27 protein-coding genes and 2 tRNA genes are annotated in these 26,035 nt (G+C 70.0%); 13 read left to right on the forward strand and 16 right to left on the reverse strand.

The window, feature by feature from the left end; translation table 11 throughout:
• Positions 1-144: 144 nt before the first annotated feature.
• Positions 145-1,731, reverse strand: a complete 1,587-nt coding sequence (locus ABI385_RS10935) for a hypothetical protein (protein WP_348103785.1) — start codon at positions 1,729-1,731, stop codon at positions 145-147.
• 209 nt (positions 1,732-1,940) lie between these two features.
• Positions 1,941-3,266, reverse strand: coding sequence for a trigger factor (gene tig / locus ABI385_RS10940; protein WP_348103786.1), 1,326 nt, complete (start codon positions 3,264-3,266; stop codon positions 1,941-1,943).
• A 180-nt stretch (positions 3,267-3,446) separates the two neighbouring features.
• Between tig and ABI385_RS10945 the strand changes: the two genes are divergently transcribed.
• Positions 3,447-3,974 (forward strand): hypothetical protein, encoded by a 528-nt coding sequence (locus tag ABI385_RS10945; RefSeq protein ID WP_348103787.1) that lies wholly within the window; start codon positions 3,447-3,449, stop codon positions 3,972-3,974.
• A 41-nt stretch (positions 3,975-4,015) separates the two neighbouring features.
• Here ABI385_RS10945 and ABI385_RS10950 read toward each other — a convergent pair.
• A tRNA-Pro gene (locus tag ABI385_RS10950) sits at positions 4,016-4,089 on the reverse strand.
• A 132-nt stretch (positions 4,090-4,221) separates the two neighbouring features.
• Between ABI385_RS10950 and ABI385_RS10955 the strand changes: the two genes are divergently transcribed.
• Positions 4,222-4,292, forward strand: a tRNA-Gly gene (locus tag ABI385_RS10955).
• An 11-nt stretch (positions 4,293-4,303) separates the two neighbouring features.
• Here ABI385_RS10955 and ABI385_RS10960 read toward each other — a convergent pair.
• Positions 4,304-4,723 (reverse strand): hypothetical protein, encoded by a 420-nt coding sequence (locus ABI385_RS10960; RefSeq protein ID WP_348103788.1) that lies wholly within the window; start codon positions 4,721-4,723, stop codon positions 4,304-4,306.
• Positions 4,724-4,754: 31 nt separating this feature from the next.
• Positions 4,755-5,447: a tRNA (guanine(46)-N(7))-methyltransferase TrmB gene (locus ABI385_RS10965; protein ID WP_348103789.1), complete on the reverse strand. Its 693-nt coding sequence runs from the start codon at positions 5,445-5,447 to the stop codon at positions 4,755-4,757.
• Between ABI385_RS10965 and ABI385_RS10970 the strand changes: the two genes are divergently transcribed.
• Positions 5,446-5,709 (forward strand): antitoxin, encoded by a 264-nt coding sequence (locus ABI385_RS10970; protein ID WP_348103790.1) that lies wholly within the window; start codon positions 5,446-5,448, stop codon positions 5,707-5,709. The two genes, ABI385_RS10965 and ABI385_RS10970, sit on opposite strands and share 2 nt — an antisense overlap.
• Before the next feature lie 64 nt (positions 5,710-5,773).
• Here the strand turns inward: ABI385_RS10970 and ABI385_RS10975 are convergent, their stop codons facing one another.
• The 3 genes from ABI385_RS10975 to ABI385_RS10985 form a co-directional block, all read right to left on the reverse strand.
• Positions 5,774-6,883 (reverse strand): PP2C family protein-serine/threonine phosphatase, encoded by a 1,110-nt coding sequence (locus tag ABI385_RS10975; protein ID WP_348103791.1) that lies wholly within the window; start codon positions 6,881-6,883, stop codon positions 5,774-5,776.
• A gap of 78 nt (positions 6,884-6,961) precedes the next feature.
• On the reverse strand, positions 6,962-7,429 hold the full coding sequence (locus ABI385_RS10980) for a ribose-5-phosphate isomerase (RefSeq protein WP_348103792.1): 468 nt from the start codon (positions 7,427-7,429) through the stop codon (positions 6,962-6,964).
• Between the two features lie 15 nt (positions 7,430-7,444).
• Positions 7,445-8,029 carry a disulfide bond formation protein DsbA gene (locus ABI385_RS10985; RefSeq protein ID WP_348103856.1) on the reverse strand — a complete coding sequence of 195 codons (585 nt, stop codon included), beginning with the start codon at positions 8,027-8,029 and terminating at the stop codon, positions 7,445-7,447.
• 224 nt (positions 8,030-8,253) lie between these two features.
• Here ABI385_RS10985 and pepN point away from each other — a divergent pair, with 224 nt between their 5' ends.
• The 4 genes from pepN (at position 8,254) to ABI385_RS11005 (ending at position 14,421) form a co-directional block, all read left to right on the forward strand.
• A complete protein-coding gene (pepN, locus tag ABI385_RS10990; protein WP_348103793.1) occupies positions 8,254-10,854 on the forward strand; it encodes an aminopeptidase N in 2,601 nt (866 codons plus the stop codon).
• The gene (locus ABI385_RS10995; RefSeq protein WP_348103794.1) at positions 10,847-11,791 is read left to right on the forward strand and encodes a mechanosensitive ion channel family protein; all 945 of its coding nucleotides are present in this window, start codon (positions 10,847-10,849) and stop codon (positions 11,789-11,791) included. Before pepN ends, ABI385_RS10995 begins: the two co-directional genes overlap by 8 nt.
• Positions 11,792-12,005: 214 nt before the next feature.
• The gene (locus ABI385_RS11000; RefSeq protein WP_348103795.1) at positions 12,006-14,033 is read left to right on the forward strand and encodes a S53 family peptidase; all 2,028 of its coding nucleotides are present in this window, start codon (positions 12,006-12,008) and stop codon (positions 14,031-14,033) included.
• Positions 14,034-14,115: 82 nt separating this feature from the next.
• Entirely contained in the window at positions 14,116-14,421 is a 306-nt protein-coding gene (locus ABI385_RS11005) for a hypothetical protein (protein ID WP_348103796.1), read from the forward strand.
• 9 nt (positions 14,422-14,430) lie between these two features.
• Here ABI385_RS11005 and ABI385_RS11010 read toward each other — a convergent pair whose 3' ends face one another.
• Positions 14,431-14,814: a globin gene (locus ABI385_RS11010; protein ID WP_348103797.1), complete on the reverse strand. Its 384-nt coding sequence runs from the start codon at positions 14,812-14,814 to the stop codon at positions 14,431-14,433.
• 110 nt (positions 14,815-14,924) lie between these two features.
• On the opposite strand from ABI385_RS11010, the gene ABI385_RS11015 reads away from it, so the two are divergent.
• The 3 genes from ABI385_RS11015 to ABI385_RS11025 are packed head-to-tail and all read left to right on the forward strand — an operon-like array spanning position 14,925 to position 18,001.
• Positions 14,925-16,625, forward strand: a complete 1,701-nt coding sequence (locus tag ABI385_RS11015; RefSeq protein ID WP_348103798.1) for a glycoside hydrolase family 13 protein — start codon at positions 14,925-14,927, stop codon at positions 16,623-16,625.
• 36 nt (positions 16,626-16,661) lie between these two features.
• Positions 16,662-17,492 carry a hypothetical protein gene (locus tag ABI385_RS11020; RefSeq protein WP_348103799.1) on the forward strand — a complete coding sequence of 277 codons (831 nt, stop codon included), beginning with the start codon at positions 16,662-16,664 and terminating at the stop codon, positions 17,490-17,492.
• Between the two features lie 17 nt (positions 17,493-17,509).
• Positions 17,510-18,001 carry a metallophosphoesterase family protein gene (locus ABI385_RS11025; protein WP_348103800.1) on the forward strand — a complete coding sequence of 164 codons (492 nt, stop codon included), beginning with the start codon at positions 17,510-17,512 and terminating at the stop codon, positions 17,999-18,001.
• A gap of 16 nt (positions 18,002-18,017) precedes the next feature.
• On the opposite strand, the gene ABI385_RS11030 is transcribed toward ABI385_RS11025, so the two are convergent.
• The 3 genes from ABI385_RS11030 to ABI385_RS11040 form a co-directional block, all read right to left on the reverse strand.
• Complete coding sequence (locus ABI385_RS11030; RefSeq protein WP_348103801.1) at positions 18,018-18,437, reverse strand: PIN domain nuclease; 420 nt, start codon at positions 18,435-18,437, stop codon at positions 18,018-18,020.
• Positions 18,424-18,645, reverse strand: coding sequence for an antitoxin (locus ABI385_RS11035; protein ID WP_348103802.1), 222 nt, complete (start codon positions 18,643-18,645; stop codon positions 18,424-18,426). The genes ABI385_RS11030 and ABI385_RS11035 overlap by 14 nt, the downstream gene beginning before the upstream one ends.
• Before the next feature lie 76 nt (positions 18,646-18,721).
• Positions 18,722-18,946, reverse strand: coding sequence for a hypothetical protein (locus ABI385_RS11040; protein ID WP_348103803.1), 225 nt, complete (start codon positions 18,944-18,946; stop codon positions 18,722-18,724).
• Positions 18,947-19,019: 73 nt separating this feature from the next.
• Between ABI385_RS11040 and ABI385_RS11045 the strand changes: the two genes are divergently transcribed.
• Positions 19,020-20,447, forward strand: a complete 1,428-nt coding sequence (locus ABI385_RS11045; RefSeq protein ID WP_348103804.1) for an MFS transporter — start codon at positions 19,020-19,022, stop codon at positions 20,445-20,447.
• Positions 20,448-20,472: 25 nt separating this feature from the next.
• Here ABI385_RS11045 and ABI385_RS11050 read toward each other — a convergent pair whose 3' ends face one another.
• Genes ABI385_RS11050 through ABI385_RS11060 form a run of 3 tightly spaced genes read right to left on the reverse strand, consistent with a single transcriptional unit; the run spans position 20,473 to position 21,733 of the window.
• Entirely contained in the window at positions 20,473-21,126 is a 654-nt protein-coding gene (locus tag ABI385_RS11050; protein ID WP_348103805.1) for a hypothetical protein, read from the reverse strand.
• Positions 21,123-21,584 carry a thioesterase family protein gene (locus ABI385_RS11055; protein WP_348103806.1) on the reverse strand — a complete coding sequence of 154 codons (462 nt, stop codon included), beginning with the start codon at positions 21,582-21,584 and terminating at the stop codon, positions 21,123-21,125. The genes ABI385_RS11050 and ABI385_RS11055 overlap by 4 nt, the downstream gene beginning before the upstream one ends.
• 5 nt (positions 21,585-21,589) lie before the next feature.
• Positions 21,590-21,733 carry a hypothetical protein gene (locus tag ABI385_RS11060; protein WP_348103807.1) on the reverse strand — a complete coding sequence of 48 codons (144 nt, stop codon included), beginning with the start codon at positions 21,731-21,733 and terminating at the stop codon, positions 21,590-21,592.
• Positions 21,734-21,748: 15 nt separating this feature from the next.
• Here ABI385_RS11060 and ABI385_RS11065 point away from each other — a divergent pair, with 15 nt between their 5' ends.
• The gene (locus tag ABI385_RS11065) at positions 21,749-23,866 is read left to right on the forward strand and encodes a RecQ family ATP-dependent DNA helicase (RefSeq protein WP_348103808.1); all 2,118 of its coding nucleotides are present in this window, start codon (positions 21,749-21,751) and stop codon (positions 23,864-23,866) included.
• On the opposite strand, the gene ABI385_RS11070 is transcribed toward ABI385_RS11065, so the two are convergent.
• Positions 23,790-24,509: a hypothetical protein gene (locus tag ABI385_RS11070; RefSeq protein WP_348103809.1), complete on the reverse strand. Its 720-nt coding sequence runs from the start codon at positions 24,507-24,509 to the stop codon at positions 23,790-23,792. The two genes, ABI385_RS11065 and ABI385_RS11070, sit on opposite strands and share 77 nt — an antisense overlap.
• Positions 24,510-24,571: 62 nt before the next feature.
• On the opposite strand from ABI385_RS11070, the gene ABI385_RS11075 reads away from it, so the two are divergent.
• Positions 24,572-26,026: a PLP-dependent aminotransferase family protein gene (locus ABI385_RS11075; RefSeq protein WP_348103810.1), complete on the forward strand. Its 1,455-nt coding sequence runs from the start codon at positions 24,572-24,574 to the stop codon at positions 26,024-26,026.
• The last annotated feature ends 9 nt before the right edge of the window (positions 26,027-26,035 follow it).

Raw genomic sequence — 26,035 nt, forward strand, 5'->3', positions numbered from 1 at the left:
TGGCTGGCTGCCATTGACCCTAACGTCCACATCCCGCGCGAGAATCCCGACCGGAGCGCTGTTCGCCCTGGGCGCACAAGTACCCACCCCCGTCGGGCACTGGTGGGCACTGGTGGGCACTGGTTGGGCACGGGTGGGCCGGCGTCAGCGAGCGACGGCTCCGACCTGCCATCCGGCGACCGGCGCGACCCAGTCCCGGGACGAGGCGGTGACGACCGGCGGGTATGCCTCGAACGACCCGACCACGTCGAACGTCACCTGAGTGGGCGTCGGCGCAGCCGACGCAGAGGGCGCTGACGGCGCAGCCGACGCAGAGGGCGCAGAGGGCGCTGCTGGGCCTGACGGCGCTGCTGGGCCTGACGGTGACGGTGCTGGCGGCGCTGCTGGGCCGGCTGGGGCGCCAGCCTCGCCACGCACGGCGACGGTGCGGTCCGTCGCGACCTCGACCTGAACGGCCGAGCTCGTGGTGCCCGCGGCGACCGGGACGCCGCCTACGGCAACCGCTCGGGAAGGGGCGGTCGTCGCCGGAGCATCCGGTCCCAGGTCGACGCAGGTGGCTGCCACCGTCGTGGTCGTGAGCACGCCGACAAGGCCGAAGGTGCTGTCTCCGACCACGCTCGACGCCGGGGTCACGGTCTGTGACCGACCGGGCACGAGAGGAGACATCGCCAGGGATGTTCGGGTGTCGACAACCCGGGTCTGTGGCAGCGGACGGAACCGTAGGTTCGGACCGATGGTCCCGTCGTCGTAGAAGCCCACCAGGTCCACCACGACGCCGACAGGAGCGCTGGACGAGCTTGCGACCTCCAGCCCGATCTTCCCGTCGTCGCCGATCCGCGCGGGGATGACGGCCAGGTTGCTCGCCGGAGAACCTGCGGTGAAGCTCACCGTGGCGATCTGGCTGGCGATCTGGCTGGCGATCTGAGGGGCAGTCGAGGTGGCAGACCCGGTGCTGACGCCGTCGGACCCGCTCGTCGCGGAGGTGGCGCCCGAGTCGGGCGGTGCTGCGGCGGTGACCGCGCCAGGAGCCGTCGTGTCCTGCGCGGACACGCGTACCAGCAGTGCCGTGGCATGCTCCGTCACGGCCGGCCCGAGGTCGACACCCACGACGGTGCTCCCCCCCGCGGGTACGGCGGCCGCGCCGGTGGCGTCGACCAGACGGTGGGGAGTGAGCGGTTGGTAGCCGCCGGACACCCCGAGGCCGGCGATCACGGTGTCGTCCGACGCGTAGAAGCCGACGACGTCGGCCGTCACGGTCGCGCGACCGCCGGTGGCCGACAGGTCGAACGAGCTCCGCGGCCCCAACGGGATGGTGAGCAGACTGGAGCGGGTCATCCCGGCCGGCACGACGATCAGACCCAAGGCAGTGGCTGGGTCGACGCCTGCGCTGGTGGGGGCGGCAGTCAGCGAAACCTTGCTCGGACCGGCGGTCACCGTGACGTTGGCGACGACGGCTGACATGCCGGAGGACGGCAGCCCGGCGCTGCTCGAGGTCGAGACGGTGAGCGGGGTGTCCGCCGAGACCTGGTATCCGGCGGAGGTGCCGCCCAGGACGCGCTCGGCGTCGGTCGGGTAGAAGGTTCCCGCAGCCGGTCGAACGGTGGGGGTGGGTGAGCCGCCGGCGAGCGGGTCGCCGCTGCGGGCCAGCGAAGACGTGGGGGTGGCCAGGGCGAGTCCCACGGCTGCGGCAGTCGCCGCGACCGTGCCGAGAACTCGTCGCCGTAGCCGCATCGTCAACACCCTGGGATCAGGACCCGACCGGTGCCAGCGGCAGCGGTGGAGGTCGGTGAGCTTCCGGCTGGGGTTCCGGAAAGAATCAGTCTAAGGGTGGGGACCGACACCCGTGCGAGTTCGCTCGATGACGGTCCCGCGACGCTCTCGGGTCGCCGCAACGACAACGCCGCCCCCGGCATACCGGGGGCGGCGTCGGCGCAGGAAGGTCAGACCCTCTTCGGCTCCGGTTCGCTCGCGACGTCCGATGGCTCGGCCTCGTCGTCGTCCGTCTGGACGATCTCCTCGAGGTCGATCGTCGTGCCGTTCGTGTCGAGCACAGTGGCCTGCTCGAGGACGTAGGCGAGCGCCTTGCGGCGGGCCACCTCGGCGACCATCGCGGGGACCTGGCCCTGCTGGTCGATCGTCTGCGCGAACTGGTTGGGGTCCATGCCGTACTGCTGTGCCGACAGGACGATGTACTCGACGAGCTCAGGCTGCTCGACCCGGATCTCCTCCTTCTCGACGATCGCGTCGAGGAGGAGCTGCGCCTTGAGCGCCTTGCGGGTGTTTGCTTCGACCTCGGCGCGGTGCTCATCGTCCTCGAGACGACTCTCGCCCTCGAGGTGCGAGTGGACCTCGGCCTCGACGATGCTGTCGGGCACGGGCACCTCGACCGAGTCGAGCAGCTGCTCGAGGATGCGGTCGCGGGCCTGGACGCCCTGGTCGAACTTCTTCGCCTTCTCGGCCTGCGTGACGACGTCGGCTCGCAGCTCCTCGAGGGTGTCGAACTCGGACGCCAGCTGGGCGAAGTCGTCGTCGAGGTCGGGGAGCTCGCGTTCCTTGACCGACTGGACCGTGACGACGCAGTCGGCGTCCCGGCCGGCCTGGTCACCGCCGGCGAGCGGAGCGGTGAACTCCTTGGTCTCACCCACGGCCATTCCGACGAGTGCCTCGTCGAGGCCGTCGAGCATGTTCTTGCTGCCGACCTCGTAGGAGACGCCGCTGACGTTGTCGATCTCCTCGTCGTCGATGGTTGCCGCGAGGTCGATGGAGACGAAGTCGCCGTCCTCAACGACCCGGTCGACGCCCTTGAGCGTGCCGAACCGCTGCCGCAGGGTCGTCAGGCGCTCGTCGACGTCCTCGTCAGTCGCCTCGACCGCGTCTACCTCGACCTTGATGCCGCTGTAGTCGATCAGAGTGATCTCGGGACGCACATCGACCTCGACGGTGAACTTGAGCTCGTCACCCTCCTGGGCGGGAACCTCGGTCACGTCGACCTCGGGCTGCCCGAGGGGACGGACGGCGTTCTCGTCGAGTGCCTGGCCGTAGAAGGTCGGGAGCGCCTCGTTGACGGCCTCCTGCAGCACCGCGCCGCGGCCGACCCGCTGGTCGATGATCCGCGACGGGACCTTGCCTTTGCGGAAGCCCGGCACCTGAATCTGCTGGCCGATGGTCTTGTATGCCGCGTCGAGGCTCGGCTTGAGCTCGTCGTAGGGGACCTCGACGGTCATCTTGACCCGGGTCGGACCGAGGGTCTCGAGGGCGCTCTTCACTACGTGTCTCTCTGTCGGGGGGATTCGAGGGATGGTGTGGGCTGCTGTGGGCTGGTGTCACGGCAGCAAACGATCAAGCCCGTCGGCGCGGGGTGTGCCGCTACCGGGTGTCACCGGCCGCGCCGAGGGTCAACTCTAGCCGTTCGCGGCCGAGGCACCGAATATCGCTACGGTGGTTCGATGAGCCCTTCCGGTGACCGCGCGACCGCACCGGTGATCCAGACGCTCAAGATGCTCGTCGGCGCGGTGGTCGGAGCACTGTTCCTCATGGCGGTGGCGCTGTCCTTCGTGCTGACCTTCGGGCCACCGTCGCCGGGCGTGCTCGTCATCCTGCTTGTTCTCGGTGTCCTCTCCCACGTGCTCATCGAGAACGTGGGCTACCGGGCTACCGCAGTGCCGCTCGACCTGGACGCCACCGCCGCACGCAACCGGGCCGTCACGGTGTTCCGTTCGACCTTGATGATGCGGCTCGCGATGGCCGAGAGCGTAGCGTTCTTCGGACTGGTCTTCGCGTTCATGGGCCGCACCGTCCTGGCTTACGACCTGGGTGCGGCGATCAGCGTGCTCCTGCTCGCTCTGCACGTGTGGCCCTCCCGGCGATCCGTCGGCCGGGTCGTCGCCAACCTCGAGAAGGACGGGGCGCAGACCGGGCTGAGTGAGCTGCTGGGCTTCGCCGGCCCGACGGACGGCCCGATCCAGCGCGCCTGACTGCGCGCATCTGGTCGCCGAGGTAGCAGACAGTCAAAAAGTCGGGGTAACAGGATTCGAACCTGCGGCCTTCCGCTCCCAAAGCGGACGCGCTACCAAGCTGCGCCATACCCCGTCACCCACACCCGACATACGCCGGCTGACACCGGACGCACACGTAGGGCGCACGGATTGGGTCCGTGCGAGTGGCGGGCATTAGGCTAACGCCCCGGATCGACCGGACGGGAACCCGTCCAGCCGAGTCGCCGCGGGCGTAGCTCAATGGTAGAGCCTCAGTTTTCCAAACTGATGACGCGAGTTCGATTCTCGTCGCCCGCTCAGCAGCGCCGTCAGGCGGTCAGTGAGTCAGCCCCGCGGAACGGCTCGGGCTCGAGGCGGGTGTCCATGACCGAGCTGACCCACGCCAGAGGGGTCGGCAACGATACGGCGCCCGCCATCGGCGGCCGTCGTGGCGGGCGCGGAACCGATGCCCCGCTCGCCCCGCCCCTGCCCCGGTAGATCAGCAACCCCGACGCGACATCGGGGACGGCGTCCAGCGCGGCGCGCACGGCGGGCAGAGCCCGGAACCGTAGCCAGTCAGCTTCGTCCGCGAACCCGAGCTCCCACGCGACCCCCCACGCGTGGTGAGACCAGCGAGAGTCTTGCACCCGGTTCGTGTGCGCCGCCTCGAAGAGGATGTCGCCATAGGAATGCCGCCACAGCTGCGCGGAGGTCGTGCCGTCCAGCACCTCGATGGTCCAGTACTCCATATCCGGATGGTCCTCCCGGCCGGAGCCAGCGTCAATCACTCGAGCCGAACGGGTGGACGCGGTCCAGTCGCAGGTCCACGATCTCGCGCCCCACCTCGACCGCCCTGCGCTCGAAACCGTCGAGCGGACGCCAGGCAGGACGCTCGACCTCGCGCGCGACGAACCCGCCATGCCGGCCGACCACCGACAGGACGTGGTCGGCGTACGGGCGCTGGTCCGTCGCCACCAGGAGGTACCCGTCAGATGCCAGCCGCGAGACGAGCAGGTCGAGCGTGTAGGCCGACACGAACCGTCGTTTCGCGTGCTTGTTCTTCGGCCACGGGTCAGGGAAGAACAGGTGCACGGCCGCCAGCGCGCCTGCGCCGATGCGATCCGCGAGGAGGGGGACGGCGTCCCCCAGCTCGGCTCGCAGGTTGCTCACGTGGGCTCGGTCGGCGGCGGCCAGCATCCGGGCCACCCCCGGCGTGTGGACGTCCACGGCCAGTACGTCGTGCCCGGGGTGGCTGGCGGCATACGCAACCGCCGCGGCCCCGTGACCGCAGCCGACCTCGAGAACCAGAGGCTCCGACCGGCCGAAGGTCACGACGGGTTCGAGCGGTCCAGTCGGCAGCCAACGAGCGGGGCCCAGCGTCTCCAGCCGGCCGCGGGTGAGCGGGGAGAGCCGACCGCGTCGCGCGGCATAGGTCCGGACCCGCGTCTCAGACGTGCCCAGGGAGCGTGCCATGTGTCTACAGTGGACGCATCGGGGGCATCTCGCGTCCGACGCGACGAAGGAGTTCGACATGGGCATGTTCGACGACATCAAGAACAAGGCCAAGGATCTCGTGGACGGCCACGGCGACAAGGTCGACGGCGGCATCGACAAGGCGGGGGACTTCGCCGATGAGAAGACCGGCGGCCAGCACGCCGACAAGGTCGACATGGGCCAGCAGAAGGTCCGCGACGGGCTCGACTCACTCGACGGCCAGGACGACGACCTGCGCTGACAAGGTAGAGCGAGGCCCGGACTCCTCGGTCCGGGCCTTCTCGCTGAGCGCTTCGAGCGTCAGCTCAGTCGCGCCAGATCATCACCACGGCGCGGTCGTCGGTCTCACCGGCTCGTGCGGACGCGCACAGCCGAGCTGCACCGCCGGCGAACCCGCCACGCACCAGCCGTTCTGCCGCCCCGAGCATCCGGTCGACGCCCACGGTGAGGTCTCGGAAGCGGGACTCCACCACGCCGTCGGTGTAGAGGACGAGGGCGTCTCCGCGGCCCAGACGTCGCGACGAGCGCAGGTACTTCGCGCCGTCGATGACTCCGAGCAGAGGGCCGGCGGCCTCGCCGAGTACCTCCCACCGCCCCGAGCCGTTGCTGAACTGCACGGCAGGCGGGTGCCCCGCGTTGCCGATGGTGTACTCCCCCGTCGCGAGGTCGATCGAGACGTGCACGGCCGTGGCAAAACCCTCGTCCCAGTTCTGGCGCAACAGGTAGTTGTTGGCGGCGACGAGGAAACGGTCTGGTTCCTGCTCGCCGAGCAGCCCACCGAGGGCACCGGAGAGGAGCAGCGAACGCGTACCGGCCTGGACGCCCTTGCCTGACACGTCCACCAGGACGACCTCCAGCCACCTCCCGTCGGGAGAGCGGGTCGCGACGACAAAGTCTCCCGAGAAGGACTGCCCGTAGGCAGACTCGACCGCCGACTCGGCGTGCCAGCCGCCGGGCAGGTCCGGCAGCTCGCCGAAGGCACGCAACCGGTCGCGCAGGTCCACGAACATCGACTCGCCGCGGTTGCCCTGGACGCCCAGGCGCGCGCGTGAGCGGGAGCTGTTGGTCATGAGGAACACGACGATCCCCAGCGACAGCAACGTCACGACAGTGGCCGGTCCCCACCCGCGGAAGTAGCTGATGACGACCATCTCGGCGAGGAACGTCAGGCTGACCAACGCGAGGCGACGTGGCGTCAGGTAGAGCCCGGCGATCACGGCGAGCGGCGCGTACAGAGAGAACGGGATCCAGGACCACGTGAGGATCACGCCGAAGAGCACCAGCCCGACGACAGCCAGCAGGACCGCGCGGACGGTGACGGGGGCGCTGGACGAGCGTGACGCATCGGCGCGAAGGGCGTCCGGCACCCACCGCGGTGCCCGCCGGCGCGGTGCGGCACTGCTGGTCCAGGTCATGATTCCGTCAGGTTAGGTGGCGTGCTGCCCTAGCGTGGGCAGGTTTACCAAACGCAGACCCGGAGTGCACGCACCGGCTCACTCTTCGGGGGGCAGCGTCCCGGTCTTCTCGAACTGCGTCACCATCTCGAGGCGACGGGCGTGCCGCGGTGCTGCGCTGAAGTCGGTCGCCAGGAACATGTCGACGATCTCCTTGGCCTCCTCGGTCGCCGTGAAACGGCCGCCGATCGACACCACCTGGGCGTCGTTGTGCTCCCGGGCCAGCTGCGCCAGCTCGGCGGTCCAGCAGAGCGCGGCACGCACGCCGGGCACCTTGTTGGCCGCCATCTGCTCGCCGTTGCCGGACCCACCGAGGACCACCCCCCGCGAGTCGGGGTCCTCGGAGACCGCCTGAGCCGCCCGGAGGACCGCGACGGGGTAGTCGTCCTCGGAGTCGAAGTGGTGCGGACCGTGGTTGGTCACCTCGTGGCCAGACTCCTGCAGGTGAGTCACCAGGGCCAGCTGCAGCTCGTATGCCGCATGGTCGCCACCGATGTGTACGCGCATGTCTCGTCATCCCTCTCAGTCGAAGATCGGGCCCTGGGTCCGGGTCCGTTTGATCTCGTAGAACCCGGGGGTGCCCGCCACCAGCAGCGTTCCGTCCCATAGTTTTCCGGCGGCCTCACCCTTGGGTGCCGGAGTCACCACCGGCCCGAAGAACGCCGTGTCCCCGAAAGCGATGACCGGGGTACCGACGTCGATGCCGACGAGGGTGATGCCTTCCTTGTGGCTGCGTCGAACCGCCGCGTCCCACTTCTTCATGGTGGCCGCCTTGGCGAGCGACTCCGGGAGCCCGACGTCGGCGATCGCGCCCACGACGACAGACTGGTAGTCGTGGTCGCCACCGGGGTGGATCCGGGTGCCCATCGCGTCGTAGAGCGCCTTGACGTACTCCTCGCCGTAGAGCTCCCTCGCGGCGATGACGACCCGCACCGGCCCCCAGGCCTGGTCCATCATGGCCCGGTAGTCCTTGGGCAGGTCTCTCTTCTCGTTGAGAACGGACAGGCTCATGACCTGCCAGCTGACCTCGATGTCGCGGACCTTCTCGACCTCCATCAGCCAGCGGGAGGTCATCCAGGCCCAGGGGCAGGCCGGGTCGAACCACATCCGCACCGAGGCCGGCTTGGCTTTCGCCGACGCCCGCCCGGCGGACTTCGTTGCCGACTTCGTGGTGGCCTTGGTGGTCGCGCGTTTCGTGGTGGGGGGCATACCTCGCATCCTTGCACCAGGCCGCGGGCGGCCACTCGCGTGAGAGCGCGTGAGAGCATGAACGGCGCTCGTCACCATGACCCGTGCGTCGCGCGACCGCAGACGAATCCCCAGGAGAACCCGTGCCCGGCCAGAACCTCACGCGTGCGGAGGCGGCCGCCCGAGCCGACCTCCTCACCCTCCACTCCTACGACGTCACCCTCGACCTGACGACCGGTCCGACGACGTTCGCGACGCGCAGCACGATCCGTTTCACCGCCGGCACGGTGGGGGCCGACACGTTCCTCGACTTCGTCGGACAGTCGGTCGAGTCGGTCGTGCTCAACGGCACGAGCCTCGACCCGGCGGCGCACTGGGCCGACTCGCGGATCACGCTGCCCGGGCTGGCCGCGGAGAACGAGCTGGTGGTCGAGGCGACCGCGCTCTACACCAACACGGGCGAGGGGATGCACCGGTTCGTCGACCCCGTCGACGGAGAGGTCTACCTCTACTCCCAGTTCGAGGTCCCCGACTCCCGGCGGGTGTTCCCCGTCTTCGAACAGCCCGACCTCAAGGCGGCGTTCACCTTCACGGTCACCGCCCCGGCCCACTGGCAGGTCATCTCCAACAGCCCGACCCCCCAACCGGTCGCTACCGAGGAGCGGTCCGAGACTCCCTCTGCCACCTGGACGTTCGAGCCGACCCCCCGGCTTTCCTCCTATGTCACCGCGATCGTTGCCGGGCCCTACGACGCGGTTCGTGACTCCGTCCAGACCCGCGCCGGGACCGTCGAGCTGGGTGTCTTCGCTCGCCGCTCGCTCATGCAGTACGTCGACGCGGACAACATCCTGGACGTCACCCGCAAGGGGTTCGCCTTCTTCGAGGGCGAGTTCGACTCGGCCTACCCCTTCGCGAAGTACGACCAGATCTTCACCCCCGAGTACAACGCGGGAGCCATGGAGAACGCCGGCTGCGTCACCATCACCGAGATCTACGTCTTCCGGGGCAAGGTGGCCGAGCCGACCGTCGAGCGCCGAGCGCTCACGATCCTGCACGAGCTCGCACACATGTGGTTCGGCGACCTGGTGACGATGAAGTGGTGGGACGACCTGTGGCTCAACGAGTCGTTCGCCGAGTGGGCCTCGACGGTCGCCCAGGCGGAGGCCACCGACTGGGAGGGCGCCTGGACCACGTTCCAAAGCCACGAGAAGACGTGGGCCTACCAGCAGGACCAGCTGCCCTCCACCCACCCCGTCTACGCCGACATCAACGACCTCGAAGACGTGCTCGTCAACTTCGACGGCATCACCTACGCCAAGGGTGGCTCGATCCTCAAGCAGCTCGTCGCCTATGTCGGACGTGAACCGTTCACCGAAGGCCTGCGTTCGTACTTCCGCACGTATGCCTGGGGCAACACCCGCTTCGCTGACCTGCTCGCGGAGCTCGAGAAGGCGTCTGGCCGAGACCTCGGACCGTGGTCGGCAGCGTGGCTCAAGACCGCCGGGGTCAATACCCTGAGCGTCGATGTCGAGACCGACTCCGACGGCCTGATCACCTCGGCATCGGTGCTACAGACCGCCACCGACCAGTTCCCGACGCTGCGGCCGCACCGGATCGCTGTCGGCCGCTACGACCTCGTGGACGGCGCGCTGGTCCGCGTCGGTCGGCACGAGCTCGACGTGCACGGCGCCCGCACCGAGGTGCCCGAGCTTGTCGGCCTGCCTCAGCCAGACCTGTTGATGCCGAACGACGACGACCTCAGCTACGCCAAGCTGCGCTTCGACGAGCGTTCGCACGCCACCGCATTGGCACACGCCGCCGACTTCGCCGAAAGTCTCCCCCGGTCGCTCGTCATCGGCGCATTCTGGGAGATGGTGCGCGAGGGCGAGGTCGCCGCCCGCGACTACATCGACCTGCTGCTCGCCTGCGTCGCCGTCGAGACGCACCCGACGGTGCTGCGCACGATCTTGCAGACCACGAAGCAGATCCCCTCGCAGCTGATCACCTCGGCAACGCTTTACTGCGCCCCGGGCCACCGCGCCCAGACACAGCGCAAGGTAGCCGATGCGTTGCGCGCGTTCGCCGAACAGGCGCAACCCGGCAGCGACCGCCAGCTGCAGCTCGTCGCGGCGTTCGCGCGCGCCGCCCAAGGGGACTTCGACGTTGCTCGGCTGCGGGCCGCCTACGACGGGACGCGGCCCTACCCCGGGCTCCAGCTCGACCAGGACCTGCGGTGGACGCTCGTCTCCGCGCTGGCTGCTCTCGGTGCCGCGACCGACGACGAGATCGCCGCGGAGCTCGCGCGTGACGACACGACGGCCGGCCGGGAACGGGCCTTCCACGCCCGCGCCGCCCGCCCCACCCCGGAGGCCAAGGCAGAGGCCTGGCGCCTCGCCGTGGAGGAGGACGGCCAGCCCAACGCGGTAATCGAGGCGATCTCCTCGGGATGGAACCGCGCCGGCGACCAGTCGCTGCTGCAGGCATACGTGCCGAAGTTCCACGACATGCTGGTGCCCGTCTGGGAGTCACGGTCGGCTTCCATCCGGGAGCGGATCATCGGCAAGGAGTACCCCGGCGCGTTCTATCCCCTGGGTCTCGCGAGCCCGGAGCTGGTCCGGACCACCGAAGACTGGTTGGCGGCCCACGAAGACGCACCGGCGGCCCTGCGCCGCCTGGTGATCGAAAAGCTCGACACCGCCCGGACCGCCGTCGTGGCGCAGGAGTGTGACGCCAAGCGTGGCTGACCCGCTCCACGTCATGCGTGTCTTGCACCTCGCCCTCGCCGCCGTCATCCCCACGGCCGGCACGGGCCGGTGGGGGGAGCCGTGGGACACGCTCGTCGGCGCGCCGCTGAACATCCTCATCACGCTGGTGCTGGCAGTCCTGGCCCGCTGGTTGCTGCATCGACTCATCGACAAGGCCTCCCGCAACACCTCGTCGAAGCACGAGGCGCGGATGGGCCTGCTGCAGGGCCGCACCGGCAAGCTGTTCGCCACGGCGACCGGGTTCGGCAGCGAACGGCACGATGCGCGCCTGGCCACCATCGCGTCGCTGGCGAAGAGCGCGGTCACCATCGTCGTGTTCGGTACGGCCCTGCTCACCGTGCTCGAGGTGCTCGGTCTGCCGCTGGCGCCGCTGCTGGCCTCGGCGAGCGTGGGCGGTCTCGCCATCGGTTTCGGCGCCCAGAGCCTGGTACGGGACTTCCTGTCCGGCATCTTCATGATCGCCGAGGACCAGTACGGCGTGGGAGACGTCATCGACACCGGCAACGTCGTGGGCACCGTGGAGGAGGTGTCGCTGCGGATCACCCAGCTGCGCGACAGCGACGGCACAGTCTGGTATGTCCGCAACGGCGAGATCCAACGCATCGGGAACCGGTCGCAGGGCTATTCGGTCGCCATCGTCGACGTCCCCGTCGGTTACACCGAGAACCTCACCGACGTCACCGCGATCCTGACCGAGGCCGTGGCCGGGATCGACGAGCTTCCTGAGTATGCCGAACGTCTCGTCAGCGAGCCGACGGTTGCCGGGATCGAGGCAATGGGTGGCTCGACCGTCACCCTCAGGGTCACCGCGCGCTGTCGCGCCAACGTGCGCGACGGGGTGCAGCGCGACCTGCGCGCTCTGGTCAAGACGGCGCTCGACGCGCACGGGGTCCCCGTGCAGAGCCCGCCGGCCTGAGCCCCCCAGCCCTCGTCGCCGGCATTGCCAGGGCTCTTAAGCCCGGTCCCAACATGAGGGCAGCCCGGTCTGAGTCGCGGCCGAGAGGACCCATGACATATGTCAGGACTTCCGTTCACTGCCCGTTCTGGGGTGGCGCACAGGCCGTTCCGGAGAAAACATCACTGCGTCGCGGCCCTCCGGCCGCGATTTTGTGCGACGAAGGAGCAATTGCGTGAAGAACGTCGTAGGAAAGGCAATTCTCGGGTCCGCCGCGTGCGTGGGCCTGGCCGTCGGGACAGCCGGTATGGCTGCAGCCGGCGGGTCAGGCGGCCGGCAGGTCCTGCAGGACGCCCCCAGCTGGACACACACCAGCTCGAAGGTCGGGGCACCCGCCTCCGCCAGCGCGCTGCACATGTCAGTGGTGCTCAGCCTCAAGGACGCCGCCGGCGCGGAGTCCCTAGCGACCGCGGTCTCCGACCCGGCCAACGCGGCCTACGGCAAGTACCTCAACGCGGCCCAGTGGCGCAGCCGCTTCGCCCCGACCGACGCGACCGCGAAGACGGTCTCGGACTGGCTGGCCTCACAGGGCTTCACCGTCACCGGCTCACCGGCCAACCACCGGTTCGTCAGCTTCGACGGCACCGCCGGCCAGGCAGACGCCGCCTTCGGCGCCCAGCTCGCGACGTTCACCGAGTCGGGCAAGCAGGTCACGGCTCCCAGCGCAGCCGTCAGCGTGCCCGACGCCGTCGCGGGCGTCGTGTCCGGCGTGACCGGGCTGGACTCGTCCGCCGTCGCCAAGCCGACCAACGTCGGTGCCGGTGACGAGTTGGCGACCGCCTCCGCGAAGGCCGCCCCGATGGCCTCCGCAGACTCAAAGGGCACACCGGCCGACACGTTGCCGCCTCCCGGTGCGGTCTACCGGAACTCCGGGCCTTGCTCCGCGTACTACGGCCAGAAGGCCGCCAAGGACGTCCCGCAGATCCTGCCCAACCCGCTCACCTACGCCGTGTGTGGCTACACGCCGCCGCAGCTACGCGGTGCGTACGGGCTGGACGCCTCGCAGACCCAGGGCGTGGACGGGCGCGGCGCGACCGTGGCCGTGGTCGACGCCTACGCCTCACCGACCATCCTTTCGGACGCTACGACCTACGCGAAGGCGAACGACCCGCGGCACCCCCTGCGGTCATACCAGTTCAGCCAGAACCTCCCCGCGAGCTACACGCACACGCAAGAGTGCAGCGCCTCGGGGTGGTACGGCGAGGAGACCCTCGACGTCGAGGCCGTCCACGCGATGGCGCCGGGCGCGAACATCCTCTACGTGGGTGGCCAGTCCTGCTACAACAACGACCTCGCAGCCGCGGTCAACACGGTGCTGGACAACGACCTCGCGCAGGTCATCACCAACTCCTACGGTGACACGGGTGAGCCGGCCTCGGTGGCCGACGCCGCGGCCTCGCACGAGTCCGCTCTACAGGCAGCGGCCCAAGGCGTGAGCCTGCTGTTCTCCAGCGGTGACAACGGCGACGAGATCGTCCACACGGGGACGCGTCAGGTCGACTACGAGGCCTCCGACCCGTTCGTCACCGCAGTCGGTGGCACCTCGCTCAACGTCACGGCCAGCAACGGCTACGGCTGGGAGCAGGGCTGGGGCACCGGCAAGTCCGTTCTCACGAGCGGGAGCTGGGTCCCGAACCCGCCGGCGTACGTCTACGGCGGTGGCGGGGGGACGAGCCAGCTGTTCACGCAGCCGGGCTACCAGAAGAACGTCGTCCCCGCGCGGATCGCCAACTACTTCGGCCAGGGCGCGCACCGCGCGGTCCCGGACGTGGGCATGGTGGGCGACCCGTCGACGGGCTTCCTCGTCGGGCAGACCCAGCAGTTCCCGAACGGCTCCTTCAAGTACTCCGAGTACCGGATCGGTGGGACCTCGCTCTCGAGCCCGCTGTTCGCCGGGGTCGTCGCCGTGGCCAACCAGGTCAAGGGCGGTTCGCTCGGGTTCCTCAACCCGCGGATGTACAAGCTCTCGGGCACGTCCGCTTTCCGTGACATCGACCACAGCCGCACGGTCACCGATGGCGTTGTCCGGGTGGACTTCGCCAACGGCGTCAACGCCGCCGCGGGCAAGATCACGTCGCTGCGCACGATCAACCAGACCGGGTCGATCTACGTGACGAAGGGTTACGACGACGTCACCGGCGTCGGCTCGCCCAACGGCGTGAGCTTCCTGGCTGCCATGGCGGGTGGCACGGCCGCTCGCTGATCCGACACCTGACTAGGTGGGAGGGGCCGGTGCGGCGACGCACCGGCCCCTCTTGCGCGCCTCTGCCGCGAGAGGATCCGGTATGCCTGCCGCCATCACCGCCTCGGACGCCGACGACGGAGCCACGCTGGTCGTGGACACCGACGACAGGATCGAGGTTCGCCTCGGGTCACGGTGGGAGCCGACGCGACTGCGGCCGCTCGGCGGGGAGCCGGGCCCGACGACGACGCCGCTGCGCGCGCTCGACGAGCCGGACGCCTACCTCGCTGTATCAGCCGGACGAACGGCGATCCGAGCCGTACCGCGCGAGCCGGGCGGGGCTCCTTTCGAGGTGACCGTCGTCGTGCGACCGCGTCCGGGCACCAAGACCATTGGCGGACAACGGTAGAGCGGCTGGTCAGGTGCCCGGTTCGTCGAAGCTGTTGACCATCGAGTGGGCGGCCCGGACCAGATAGTCCCGCAGCAGCGCGTCGTGCATCTCGTCCAGGGAGAGCGTGTCCACGGCGCCCAGCATGTGCCGCAGCCAACGGTCGCGCTGGTCCGGCGTGACGGCATACGGCGCGTGTCGCATGCGCAGTCGGGGGTGGCCGCGCTGCTCGGAGTAGGTCGTCGGGCCACCCCAGTACTGCTCGAGGAAGCCCAGCAGGCGCTCCTGCGCCGGTCCGAGGTCCTCCTCGGGATAGAGATCCCGCAGCGGCTGGTCACCGGCGACGCCCTCGTAGAAGGCCCGGACCAGAGCAACGAACGTCGGGTGGCCGCCGACCTCCTCGTAGAACGTCACGGCGTCATCCTCACACGCAGCGGGGGCGCGACCGGCATGCGGGATCGCATCGCACCGATTTGGTCGCTGTCCACGAGTGGTCAAGGCTGGAGCGTGTGACGCAGTGCTCCGTGGCCACCAGGGCCGAGACCGACGACCTAACCGCCCACTGGTGGCGCGACGCCGTCACCTACCAGATCTACCCGAGGTCATGGTCCGACTCGGACGGTGACGGGATGGGCGACCTGCCCGGCATCACGGCCCGGCTGGGCTACCTGCGCAAGCTCGGCGTCGACGCGATCTGGCTCTCGCCGTTCTACCCCTCGCCTCAGGCGGACGCGGGGTACGACGTCGCCGACTACCGCGATGTCGACCCCCGGTTCGGCACGCTGGCCGACGCCGATGCCCTCGTCGCCCGGGCGGCCGAGCTGGGCATCAAGGTCCTCGGCGACCTCGTCCCCAACCACTCGTCCGACGAGCACGTCTGGTTCCAGGCGGCGCTCGCATCGGCCCCCGGTTCGCCCGAACGGGCACGGTACCACTTCCGCGACGGCCGCGGCTCTCGCGGGGACGAGCCGCCCAACAACTGGCGGTCCGTCTTCGGCGGCATCGCCTGGACCCGCGTGACGCAAGCCGATGGCCGGCCGGACCAGTGGTACCTCCACCTGTTCGACGCCAAGCAGCCGGACTTTAACTGGGAGAACCTCGAGGTACGCGCCGACTTCGTTCGGACGCTGCGGTTCTGGCTGGACCGGGGGTTCTTCGGTTTCCGAGTCGACGTCGCGCACGGCCTGGTCAAGGACCCAGCACTCCCGGACTGGGACGTCGACCTCAGGCTGCTGGACAGCTGGCGCGACGCCGACCCCACCGGCGACAAGCCGCGGCCGCCGATGTTCGACCAGGACGGCGTGCACGAGATCTACCGCGAGTGGCGAGCGGTGCTCGACAGCTACGGCACCCCGGACCGGGTGCTCTGCGCCGAGGCGTGGGTGGAACCGGTCGAGCGGGCCGTCCGCTACATCCGGCCGGACGAGATGCACCAGACGTTCAACTTCGACTTCCTCGAATGCCCCTGGGGCGCGGCCAAGCTCACCGAGGTGATCGACCATTCGCTGAGGGTGTCCGACTCGGTCGGTGCCCCGACGACCTGGGTGCTGTCGAACCACGACGTCGTGCGGCACGCGTCCCGGCTCGGTCTGCCGAGCGGGACAAAACGCCCCCACGGCATTGGTGCGGACGACCCGCAGCCAGACCTCGAGCTCGGGCTGCGTCGGGCCCGCGCGGCGACCACCTTGATGCTGGCGCTGCCGGGCGCCGCCTACCTCTACCAGGGCGAGGAGCTCGGGCTGCCCGACTCCACCACCATGGCGGACGAGTTCCGCCAGGACCCGGCCTTCTTCCGCACGCACGGCATCGAGCTGGGCCGCGACGGCTGCCGCGTCCCGCTCCCGTGGGCTCACGACGAGCCGTCTCTGGGGTTCGGCCCCTCCGCGCACACCTGGCTGCCCCAGCCCGAGACCTACGCGGAGTATGCCGTGGACGTCCAGGAGGGTCGGCCGGGCTCGACACTCGAGCTCTACCGCTCCTTGCTGGCGCTACGCCGTGAGTACCGCCTCGGCCGGGGTCGGCTGCAGTGGCTACAGGCGTACTCCTCGGTTTCGGGTGTCGTGGCCTTCGCCTCCCAGGCGGACGAGCGCTCCGACGTCGTGGTCCTCGTCAACCTCGGCGACTCGCCGGTCGACCTGCCTGCGTCGGCTCGGGTGCTCGTCGCCTCCGGCGAGCTGACCGACGGCCGTCTTCCCACCGATACGGCGGTGTGGCTGGCCGTCTGACACCCACTCGGCCTGCGAGACGTGAGAGATTGCCTCATGGCGACCGCGCTGGTTCCTGACTCCCGGGTCGAGGAGGCCGACTGGTTCTCGGACGCACTGGCGGGCTTCGGCGGACGGGTGGAGCAGGTGCTGCCCGGGACCTACCCGGCCTACGCCCGTATCCTGCATCCCGCCAACGGCGGGGGCGCCGTGCCCAGCCGGTGGTCCGAGGTAGCGGCGTCGGTCGGCACCGTCGTCCACCCACTGGCGCAGTTCGGCGCGCTGGCCCGCCGTGAGTCGTCGCACCGTCTCGGTGCTCCAGGCTGGGACGGTCAGAACCCCTTCGAGGGGAGCCTCGGGATTCACGAGCTGACCATCCTGTGCGGCATCCTGGCGGAAACGACCCAGCCCGGCGAGCGGTGCTGGGCCACGGTCTGGGAAGGATGGGGAACCCTCCCTACGATCTGGCAGGACAGGTTCCCGCGGATCGTGCAGCCGTACCGGGCCTACTTCCTCTTCGAACGCCGCCTCGACGAGATCGTCGACCTCGCTGCCGAACTGGGGAGGCTGTACCTCCCCTCGCGGTCGTCCGCTCACCTTGTTGACGTGGGCACGGACGCCGACGCCGCTCGAAGTGAACCGCCTGCTCCGGCTGAGCCGACCCCGGAGGTTGTGTTGCACGTCCAGTCCCCGAGCCAGTGGTGGCCTGCCTCCCGGGACTGGTGCGTCGCCACCGAGATCGACTTCGACTCAACGCTGGTCGGTGGGTCTGAATCACTGGTCCAGCGCATCCTCGACGACGGCCGGCTCGAGGCGTTCCCCGTGTCCCCGACCGACGACCTCGGCAGCGGCGGCGACACCGTCAACGAGCTGCTGGGATCCGGCTGACCGGGCAGGAGAGGCAGATGCGCGTCGCTGTGTTGTCCGATACTCACTCGCCACGACGGTGGAAGCGGTGTCCCCCAGCGGTGGCCCGCGCGCTGGAAGGCACGGATCTGGTCCTGCACGCCGGTGACGTCTGCCGCGCGCAGACGTTGGACGAGCTGCAACAGTGGGCGCCGGTCCGGGTGGCCATGGGCAACAACGACGACGCCGACGTGGCGGCGTGGGGCGCCACCGACGTGGTCGAGCTCGACCTCGCCGGGCTGCCAGTGGTGGTGATCCACGACAGCGGTCCGGCGGCGGGCCGGGCCGTCCGGTTGCGCCGCCGCTTCCCGTCAGCGGGGCTAGTGGTGTTCGGTCACTCGCACATCCCGTGGGACCAGCTCTACGACGGTCAACGGACCTTCAACCCGGGGTCGCCGACGGACCGTCGCCGGCAGCCGCACGGCACCATGGCTGAGCTGGTCATCGAAGACGGCGTCCTGGTGACGGCGCGGATCTTCGCGGTCACCTGACTGCGAACCGAGGGCATCAGTGGATACGTAACCACTCCACCGATTGGAAGGTGATTTCAGCGATGAGATCGAAGCCCTTGTCATAGTGCAGTACAACCCGTCGATTCAGCTCCGCAGTGGCCGCAATCAGCAGATCGGGAATCGATGGAGCCCGGTGTAGACCACGCTCGGCCAAGAGTCGCTGAACGGCCACGGCGCGATCTTCTACGGCGGGGCTCAGATACTCCACCGGCATCGAGGCCAAGGGAGGTGAGGCGAGGGCCTCGGCAAGGTCGAGTGCGGACCGGGCGGGGAAGCCCGCCTCGAGAAGGGTGACTGAGCTGACGACGACGAGTCCGCGTTCAATGCGGTTGGCCCACAGTTCGGAGTCGGAACAGAGACCCAGACGAACGAGGGCGGACTTGTCGATCAGCCAGGACTGCTCATGCCCAGGCATCGTTCGTGATCGAGTCATCGGCCAAGTCGGGCAGGAGTGCCACCATCTCCCGCAGATCATTAGCTGTAACCGACTCGACCGATCGGCGAGCCTCGCGGTGCAAGTGTCGGCGGAGGTGTTCGGTCCGGGAGATGCCTAGCCGAGCGGCCTGCTCATCGAGCAGGGTGAGGTCGTCAGAAGAGAAATTCCTGATCAGGACGTCGGGCATGTGAACCTCCTAGATATCGGATGACATCAGGTGGGAGCTCGAGAATGGGCCGATCAACCTTTCTCTCACACAGTGGCTACCTCCCATGCTCGCGGTCGCGATCGGCGTCGCGTTCCCTGCGTACCGCGTCCGGGACCAGTCCCCGCCAGTCGACGGGTGTCCAGGCCTGCGAGACGACCCACTCGCTGCCGCACCCGTCGCATGCGAAGAGCAGCTCGCCGCCGAGCACGTCCCCGGTCGTCGACCAGTCGCACTCGGCGAGGCACGGCGAGATCGCCAGGGGTCGTGCTGGTACGTCCACCGACCCATCATCCCAGCCGTACGCCGGGTGGACCCCGCTCCCACTGTCGACAAGACCTTCCTACACTCGGTGGGTGAGCACGGGGGGTCACGTCGACAACGGCGGCAGAGCGGCAGGCGCTGACCTCGCCAGCGGACCCTTCTCGCCGGCATACCGGCTCATCACTGTCGCGGTCGTCGCGCTGATCACCATCGTCGCCTTCGAGTTCATGGCGATCGCGACCGCCATGCCCGCTGCCGCGGAGGAGCTCGACGCCGTCAGCAGCTACGGACTGGCGTTCTCGGTGATGCTCACCGGGCAGCTGCTCGGGATCGTGCTGGCCGGCGTGTGGTCGGACCGCTCCGGACCGATGCCCGGCCTGTATGCCGGTCAACTGCTCTTCGCCAGCGGCGCCGCGGTATGCGGTCTCGCCCCGAGCTTTACGGTGCTGCTTGTCGGTCGAGCGGTCACCGGGCTCGGCGCCGGTCTGGTCGTCGTCGTGCTCTACGTCGTGATCGGACGGGTCTTCCCGGCCGTGATCCGACCCCGGGTGTTCGCCTGGGTCTCCGCCGCCTGGGTCTTGCCGTCCCTCGTCGGTGCGCCGCTGTCGGCGTGGCTGACCACGGCTTTCACCTGGCGGCTGGTGTTCTGGATCGTCGTGCCACCCACCATCCTCACGTTCGCGGCGATCGTCAGGCAGCGGGCCCGGATCGAGGCCGGCTCTCCTGCGGACGAGTCCGCCACGACGACGGACGACCAACGCCGGGCCCACCGCCGCACAGCCGTCATGGGTGTCCTCGTCGCCCTGGCCGCGGGGCTCGTCCAGCTGGGCGCCCACGAACGGGTGTCCGTTCTGTCCTGGCAGGCGCTCGCGGCCGTCGCCGGTGTCGTCGGACTGCTCGTCGTCACTCCCCGCCTCGTTCCGGCGGGCACGCTGCGGATGGCCGTCGGCATCCCCTCGGTGATCGTCAGCCGCTTCCTGCTCAACGCGGCCTTCAACGGCGCGATCACGTTCGTACCGTTGATGTTCACCCAGGAACGCGGGGCGAACCTGTCCGTCGCCGGCGTCGTGCTGGCCGTCGGGTCCTTCGGCTGGTCGGCGGGGTCGTGGGTGCAAGGCCGTCCGGCGTTCGGGGGTCGTCGGGCCGTGCTCGTCTCGCTCGGCGGACTCTTCCTCGCGGTCGGGATCCTGTTGATGGTCGCGATCACCGCGACCGGGCTGTCGGTATGGTTCTTCGCCCCGGCCATGGTGCTCGCCGGACTGGGGATGGGTTTCGGGTCGACCTCCCTGTCCGTGCTGCTGCTCGACCTCGCGCCGGTCTCGGACTACAGCGCCGCATCGGCCGCGCTCCAGCTGTCCGACGTGCTGGGCAGTGTGATCGGGATCGCCGGCGCCAGCGCGATCTTCGCCGCGCTCCACACACAGGGCGGCGACCAGCACACCTACATCGTCATCTGGGCGGTGCTCTCAGCCGTCGCCGGGCTCGTGGTCGTCAGCGGGCGGCGCTGCGTGGCTCCGTGACAGCGCTCGTCCACGACACCGTTCGTCACCGCACCAGGACGTGCCCCCGGGGCGAGCTCAGCCTCGTCCAGCGGCCTTGGGAGGCAAGCGTGCTCTCGCCACCGGGCTCGAGGAAGCCCAACGCGTATGCCGCGAACGCCGCTCCGGCCACCACCGCCGGGTCGGTCGTCGCGAGTCTCCCCCAGACGCGCTGACGCAGGTCGGTTACCGCGGGTGCACCTGCCGAAGGCCCGGTGCCCTGGGCGACCTCGGCGATCCCCGCGCGAGCCACTGAGGTGAGCACGCTCGTCGAGATGACACCGACCGGTTCCCAGCCGGAGCGGGGCGGGGCCATCGCCGCCCATGAGGCCGAGGCGCTCACCGGAGGAAGTGCGAGGAGGACCCCCGACCCGTCGGGGCCGGGAACGGCTGCTCGCGCCAGCCGGTCGCCCAGCGCGGCGAGTGGCACGGTCAGGTCCACGGTCGCCGGCTGCGCCAACGTGGTCGCCCGCAGGCCGACGACCGTCCCCTCGCCCAGCAGCCCGCGACCCTCGAACACCCCGACGTAGGCCGCCAGCACCGATCCGCTGGCCTGCAACCGCATCGCCCCCGCAGGGTCGAGCGAGCGTGCTCTCGCAACGAAGGTGGCGAAGTCGGCATACGACTGCTCGTCGTCGAGCACGAGGGCGCCGACCGTCACCGGCTCCGCCACCGGAACGGCACGGGCTCACCCGCGTGGTCCTCGAGGATGGCACGCTCGTCCGGCCGAATGCGGCGGGGACGGGCGTTCGGGAAGTCGTAGACCACCAGGCCGGTCTCGGCCCGCGCATAGTGCCCGACGCCGACACCCTCCGGGTCGCGCACGTCATAGCCCAGGTCGAACCCTGCCCCGCCGATCTTCGTGCACCACATCTCCACCTCGATCGGCGCGTGGCGGAACGTCAACGGAGCGATGTACTCGATCTCGTGGCGGGCAACCAGGACCCCCTCGTCGAGCAGTGCCTGCTTCGACGCGCGGTCCTGGCCGAACCACTGCTCGAACCCCGTGACCCGCGCATCCTCGAGCAGGCGGAGGAACTGGACGTTGTTGACGTGCCCGTACGCGTCCATGTCCGACCAGCGCAACGGCACGTCGACGGTGTAGGGGTCACTCGTCATGGACGTCATCCTTGCAGCCGCATCTCCTCCGGCGTAGCGTCCGACGATGTGGTGGCCAGGGCCACCGAAACGTCGGACGCAACCCGCAGACGCACGCCGAGGAGCCCGGCCATGCCTGTGGACGGCTGGGCGTGGGTGTCGCCGGCCACGCATACGGTGTCGGTATGCCCGCCGCTACCTCTCCGGTCGACCTCGCCACCGAGGCCGGGGCTGCCCTGCGCCGGCTGGTCGGCCGGGGGGACGCGCAGTTCCGGGACGGCCAGCTCGACGCGATCACCGCCTTGGTCGAGGAGCGTCGCCGGGTCCTGGTCGTCCAGCGCACCGGGTGGGGCAAGTCGGCCGTCTACTTCGTCGCGACGGCGCTGCGCCGAGCCGCCGGGTCCGGGCCGACCGTCATCGTGTCGCCGCTGCTCGCCCTGATGCGCGACCAGATCGCCGCCGCCGGGCGAGCGGGGATCCGTGCGGTGTCGATGAACTCGGCCAACGCGCAGGAGTGGGGCGAGGTCGCTGCGCTGTTGGCTGCCGACGAGGTCGACGTCCTGCTCGTGAGCCCCGAGCGGCTCAACAACCCGCGGTTCCGCGACGAGCAGCTCCCGGACCTCGCGCGGCGCTGCGGACTGCTGGTCGTGGACGAGGCGCACTGCGTCAGTGACTGGGGACACGACTTCCGACCGGACTACCGGCGCATCCGCGACCTGCTGACGACGCTGCCGCCGGACACACCGGTGCTGGCGACCACCGCGACGGCCAACGCCCGCGTGGTCACCGACGTGGCGGAGCAGCTCGGCGCCGGCGGACACGACGTGCTCACCCTGCGCGGCGGCCTGGCCCGAGACTCGCTGCGCCTCGGAGTACTCCCCCTCGCCGCACCAGAGCAGCGGATCGCCTGGCTCTCGTCGCACCTCGCAGAGCTGGAGGGCAGCGGGATCATCTACACCCTCACCGTCTCCGGCGCCGACGATGTCGCCGCGGCCCTGCGTGACGCCGGCCACGACGTTCGCGCCTACACCGGGCGGACCGACCCAGCGGACCGGTTGGTGCTGGAGACGGCACTGCGGGACAACAAGGTCAAGGCCCTCGTCGCGACCAGCGCGCTGGGGATGGGCTTCGACAAGCCGGACCTGGGCTTCGTGCTCCACCTCGGGGCGCCGTCCTCCCCGGTGGCTTACTACCAGCAGGTCGGTCGCGCCGGTCGCGCCACGGAGCGGGCCGACGTCCTGCTGCTGCCAGGCCCCGAGGACCGCGACATCTGGCGCTACTTCGCCTCCGCCTCGATGCCGCGCCAGGAGCTCGCTGACGCCGTCATCGCCGGTCTCGCAGCATCGGCAAAACCATTGTCGACGCAGGCGCTCGAGGCGCTCGTCGACATCCGCCGGACCCGCCTCGAGCTTCTGCTCAAGGTGCTCGACGTCGACGGGGCGGTGGCGCGCGTCACTGGCGGTTGGACGGCGACGGGCGCGTCCTGGACCTACGACGCCGACCGTTACGCCCGCGTGACCGCGGCCCGGGAGCGCGAGCAGCAGCTCATGCTCGACTACGAGCGGGGTGCCGGTTGTCGGATGGAGTTCCTCCAGCAGGCCCTCGACGACGACACGGCGACACCCTGCGGCCGGTGTGACCGCTGCGCGGGAGCCTGGTTCGACACCGCGGTCCCGGACGCGGCCGTCAACGTCGCACGGGAACGGCTGCAGCACGTCGGCGTCGAGATCGAGCCCCGCAGCCAGTGGCCGACGGGGATGGCCCGACTCGGCGTACCGGTCTCCGGCCGGATCCCCGCGGAGTCCTCGATGACAGCGGGCCGCGCGCTGGCCCGGCTCACCGACCTCGGCTGGGGCCAGCGGGTTCGTGAGCTGCTGCGCGCGGACGCACCGGCTTCTGCGCAGCTGCTCCGCGCGTGCGTCGACGTCCTTCGGGACTGGGGGTGGGCGCAACGGCCGGTGGCGGTGGTGGCGATGCCGTCGCGTTCGCATCCGCAGCTGGTCGAGTCCGTGGCGGGGTGGATCGCGCAGATCGGCCGCCTCGAGCTCCTCGGTTCGCTCTCCCTCGTCGAGGGCGGACCCACGGGTCAGCCTGGGGGCAACAGCGCCTTCCGGCTGGCCGGGGTGTGGGGGCGGCTCGGCGTCGACGACGCGCTCGGTGCAAGACTTCGGGAGCTCGACGGCCCGGTGCTGCTGGTCGACGACCTCGTGGACTCGCGGTGGACGCTCACGGTCGCGGCGCAGCAGCTGCGGGCCGCCGGCGCCGACGAGGTGTTGCCGTTCGCCCTGGCCCTGCAGGCGTAGCCGGACACTCCAGCCGCACGGTGACGATCGGCAGGACAAACTGGACGAGGTGCCCGATCGCGACGGCATACAAGACGGTCCCCACCCCGACCGGCCCGCCCAACACCCAGCCGCAGGCGAGGACGCTCAGCTCGATGCCGGTTCGGACGAGCCGGATGCTCCATCCCGTACGGAGCGCGAGCCCGGTCATCAGGCCGTCTCGAGGGCCTGGGCCGAGCTGGCTGCCGATATAGAGCCCGCCCGCCACTCCGTTGAGCACGATGCCGACGGTGAGGAGCCCCACCCGCGCCACCAGGGCATCCGGCGCACCGAGATGGGCCAGTGTGGCGTCGGTCGCCAGGCCGATGACGACCACGTTCGCGACGGTCCCGAGCCCGGGCATCTGACGCAACGGCACCCACAGCAGCAGCACCAGCGCACCGACCACGATGGTGACCTGTCCGAAGGTCAACGGCACCCGCGAGGCGATACCGGCGTGCAGCACGTCCCAGGGGTCGAGGCCGAGTCCGGCGCGCAGCATCATCGCCATCGAGACCCCATAAAGCACGAGCCCCACGAACAGCTGCGCGAGGCGTCGCGGGAGCCGCCCCGCCCGCAGCTGTTCGGCGGGTGTCAGGGAGAGCAGCGGGACGTGGCGGCGCATAGGTGCATGATCCCCGGAAACTGGCCTTTAGATCCATAGCCACTTCTGGCACAGTGGCCTCTATGCCTGCCCGGTCCGTCTCCGCACATTCGGTGGCGACGCTGCTGCGCGCGGCGCCCCCAGGCCACGTCGCCGAACCGGGCCGACCCGCATACCGATCCCTCGCGGAGGGACTGCGCCGACTGATCAACGACGGGCGGGTCATGCGGGGTATGCGGCTGCCGAGCGAGCGTGAGCTCACCCGTGCGCTTGGCCTGAGCCGGACGACGGTTGCCCGGGCCTACTCCGTGCTGCGCGACGAGGGGTCCATCGTCACCCGCCGCGGCGCCGGGAGCGTGGCCAGCCTCCCGGGCGACGCGTCACGGACGCTGGCCCGGCCGCCGCACCTGACCGCCGACGCCCACGTGCTCGACCTCACCTTCGCGGCGTTGCCCGCCGCCCCTGGGTGCACCGAGGCGTTCGAACGGGCCCTTCGGGCGCTCCCTCGCCACCTGGCCACCTCGGGCTACCACCCGCTGGGCCTGCCGGAGACCAGGGAGGCGATCGCGGACTGGTACGCCACCCGCGGCCTGCCGACCCGCCCCGACCAGGTCGTCGTGACCTGCGGAGCCCATGCTGCGTTCTCCACGATTCTGCGGGCCAGGCTCGACCCCGGCGACCGGGTGCTTCTCGAGTCCCCCACCTATCCCAACGCCATCAACGCCGTTCGGCGGTCGCAGCTGCGCCCCGTCGGCCTGCCGATGCTGTCGACCGGCTGGGACGTCGGAGCCCTCAAGGCCGCCGTTCGGCAAACCAGCCCCGCCCTCGCCTACTTCGTTCCCGAGTTCCACAACCCGACAGGGCTGCGCATGGACGAGCCGACCCGGGAGTCCGTGGCGCGGGTGCTCACCCACAGCCGAACCCCGGTCGTCGTCGACGAGACATTCGTCGACCTCGCCCTGGACGGGTCGACGCCGCCGCGCCCGTTCGCGGTGTTCGCGCCCGACGCGCTGACCATCGGTGGGGTGAGCAAGTCGTTCTGGGGCGGGCTGCGGGTGGGGTGGTTGCGGGCGCCCAGCGCCACCGACGTCGCTGGCCTGGTCGAAGCGCGGCACAGCCTGGACCTCGGGACACCCGTCATCGACCAGCTGGCCGTGGTCGAGCTGCTCCGTGGCTCGACGCAGGACCTGGGCGTCCGCCGCGCCATGCTGGTCCAGCAGCGCGACGCTCTGGTGTCGGCGCTGCGAGAACGACTGCCGCAGTGGCGTTTTCGTGTCCCTGACGGTGGTGTCAACCTGTGGTGCGAGCTGCCGGTGCCGCGGGCCAGTGCTGTGGTGCGTGCGGCGGAACGGCACGGGGTGTGGCTGTCCGGAGCAGGCCAGTTCGGCGTCGACGGCGGGTTCGAGTCGTACGTCCGCATCCCCTATATCCTCCCGCCGGACGAGCTCGGAGAAGCGGTCTCGAGGCTCGAGCGAGCCTGGTCAGAGGCTTTGGTCGGGCCGAGTGGCCCCGAGGCGCCGCGGTCCCTCATCGCGTGAGGGGCCGAC

Origin of the sequence: Lapillicoccus sp. (genome assembly GCF_039935575.1) — a bacterium.
Classification (GTDB): Bacteria; Actinomycetota; Actinomycetes; order Actinomycetales; family Dermatophilaceae; genus Lapillicoccus.

Coding starts and splice junctions, on each gene's coding strand:
- ABI385_RS10935 (WP_348103785.1), bottom strand. CDS start 1,731: ATGCGGCTACGGCGACGAGTTCTCGGCACGGTCGCGGCGACTGCCGCA.
- ABI385_RS10945 (WP_348103787.1), top strand. CDS start 3,447: ATGAGCCCTTCCGGTGACCGCGCGACCGCACCGGTGATCCAGACGCTC.
- ABI385_RS10960 (WP_348103788.1), bottom strand. CDS start 4,723: ATGGAGTACTGGACCATCGAGGTGCTGGACGGCACGACCTCCGCGCAG.
- ABI385_RS10970 (WP_348103790.1), top strand. CDS start 5,446: ATGTGTCTACAGTGGACGCATCGGGGGCATCTCGCGTCCGACGCGACG.
- ABI385_RS10965 (WP_348103789.1), bottom strand. CDS start 5,447: ATGGCACGCTCCCTGGGCACGTCTGAGACGCGGGTCCGGACCTATGCC.
- ABI385_RS10975 (WP_348103791.1), bottom strand. CDS start 6,883: ATGACCTGGACCAGCAGTGCCGCACCGCGCCGGCGGGCACCGCGGTGG.
- ABI385_RS10980 (WP_348103792.1), bottom strand. CDS start 7,429: ATGCGCGTACACATCGGTGGCGACCATGCGGCATACGAGCTGCAGCTG.
- ABI385_RS10985 (WP_348103856.1), bottom strand. CDS start 8,029: ATGTGGTTCGACCCGGCCTGCCCCTGGGCCTGGATGACCTCCCGCTGG.
- ABI385_RS11005 (WP_348103796.1), top strand. CDS start 14,116: ATGCCTGCCGCCATCACCGCCTCGGACGCCGACGACGGAGCCACGCTG.
- ABI385_RS11020 (WP_348103799.1), top strand. CDS start 16,662: ATGGCGACCGCGCTGGTTCCTGACTCCCGGGTCGAGGAGGCCGACTGG.
- ABI385_RS11025 (WP_348103800.1), top strand. CDS start 17,510: ATGCGCGTCGCTGTGTTGTCCGATACTCACTCGCCACGACGGTGGAAG.
- ABI385_RS11030 (WP_348103801.1), bottom strand. CDS start 18,437: ATGCCTGGGCATGAGCAGTCCTGGCTGATCGACAAGTCCGCCCTCGTT.
- ABI385_RS11035 (WP_348103802.1), bottom strand. CDS start 18,645: ATGCCCGACGTCCTGATCAGGAATTTCTCTTCTGACGACCTCACCCTG.
- ABI385_RS11055 (WP_348103806.1), bottom strand. CDS start 21,584: ATGACGAGTGACCCCTACACCGTCGACGTGCCGTTGCGCTGGTCGGAC.
- ABI385_RS11065 (WP_348103808.1), top strand. CDS start 21,749: ATGCCCGCCGCTACCTCTCCGGTCGACCTCGCCACCGAGGCCGGGGCT.
- ABI385_RS11070 (WP_348103809.1), bottom strand. CDS start 24,509: ATGCGCCGCCACGTCCCGCTGCTCTCCCTGACACCCGCCGAACAGCTG.
- ABI385_RS11075 (WP_348103810.1), top strand. CDS start 24,572: ATGCCTGCCCGGTCCGTCTCCGCACATTCGGTGGCGACGCTGCTGCGC.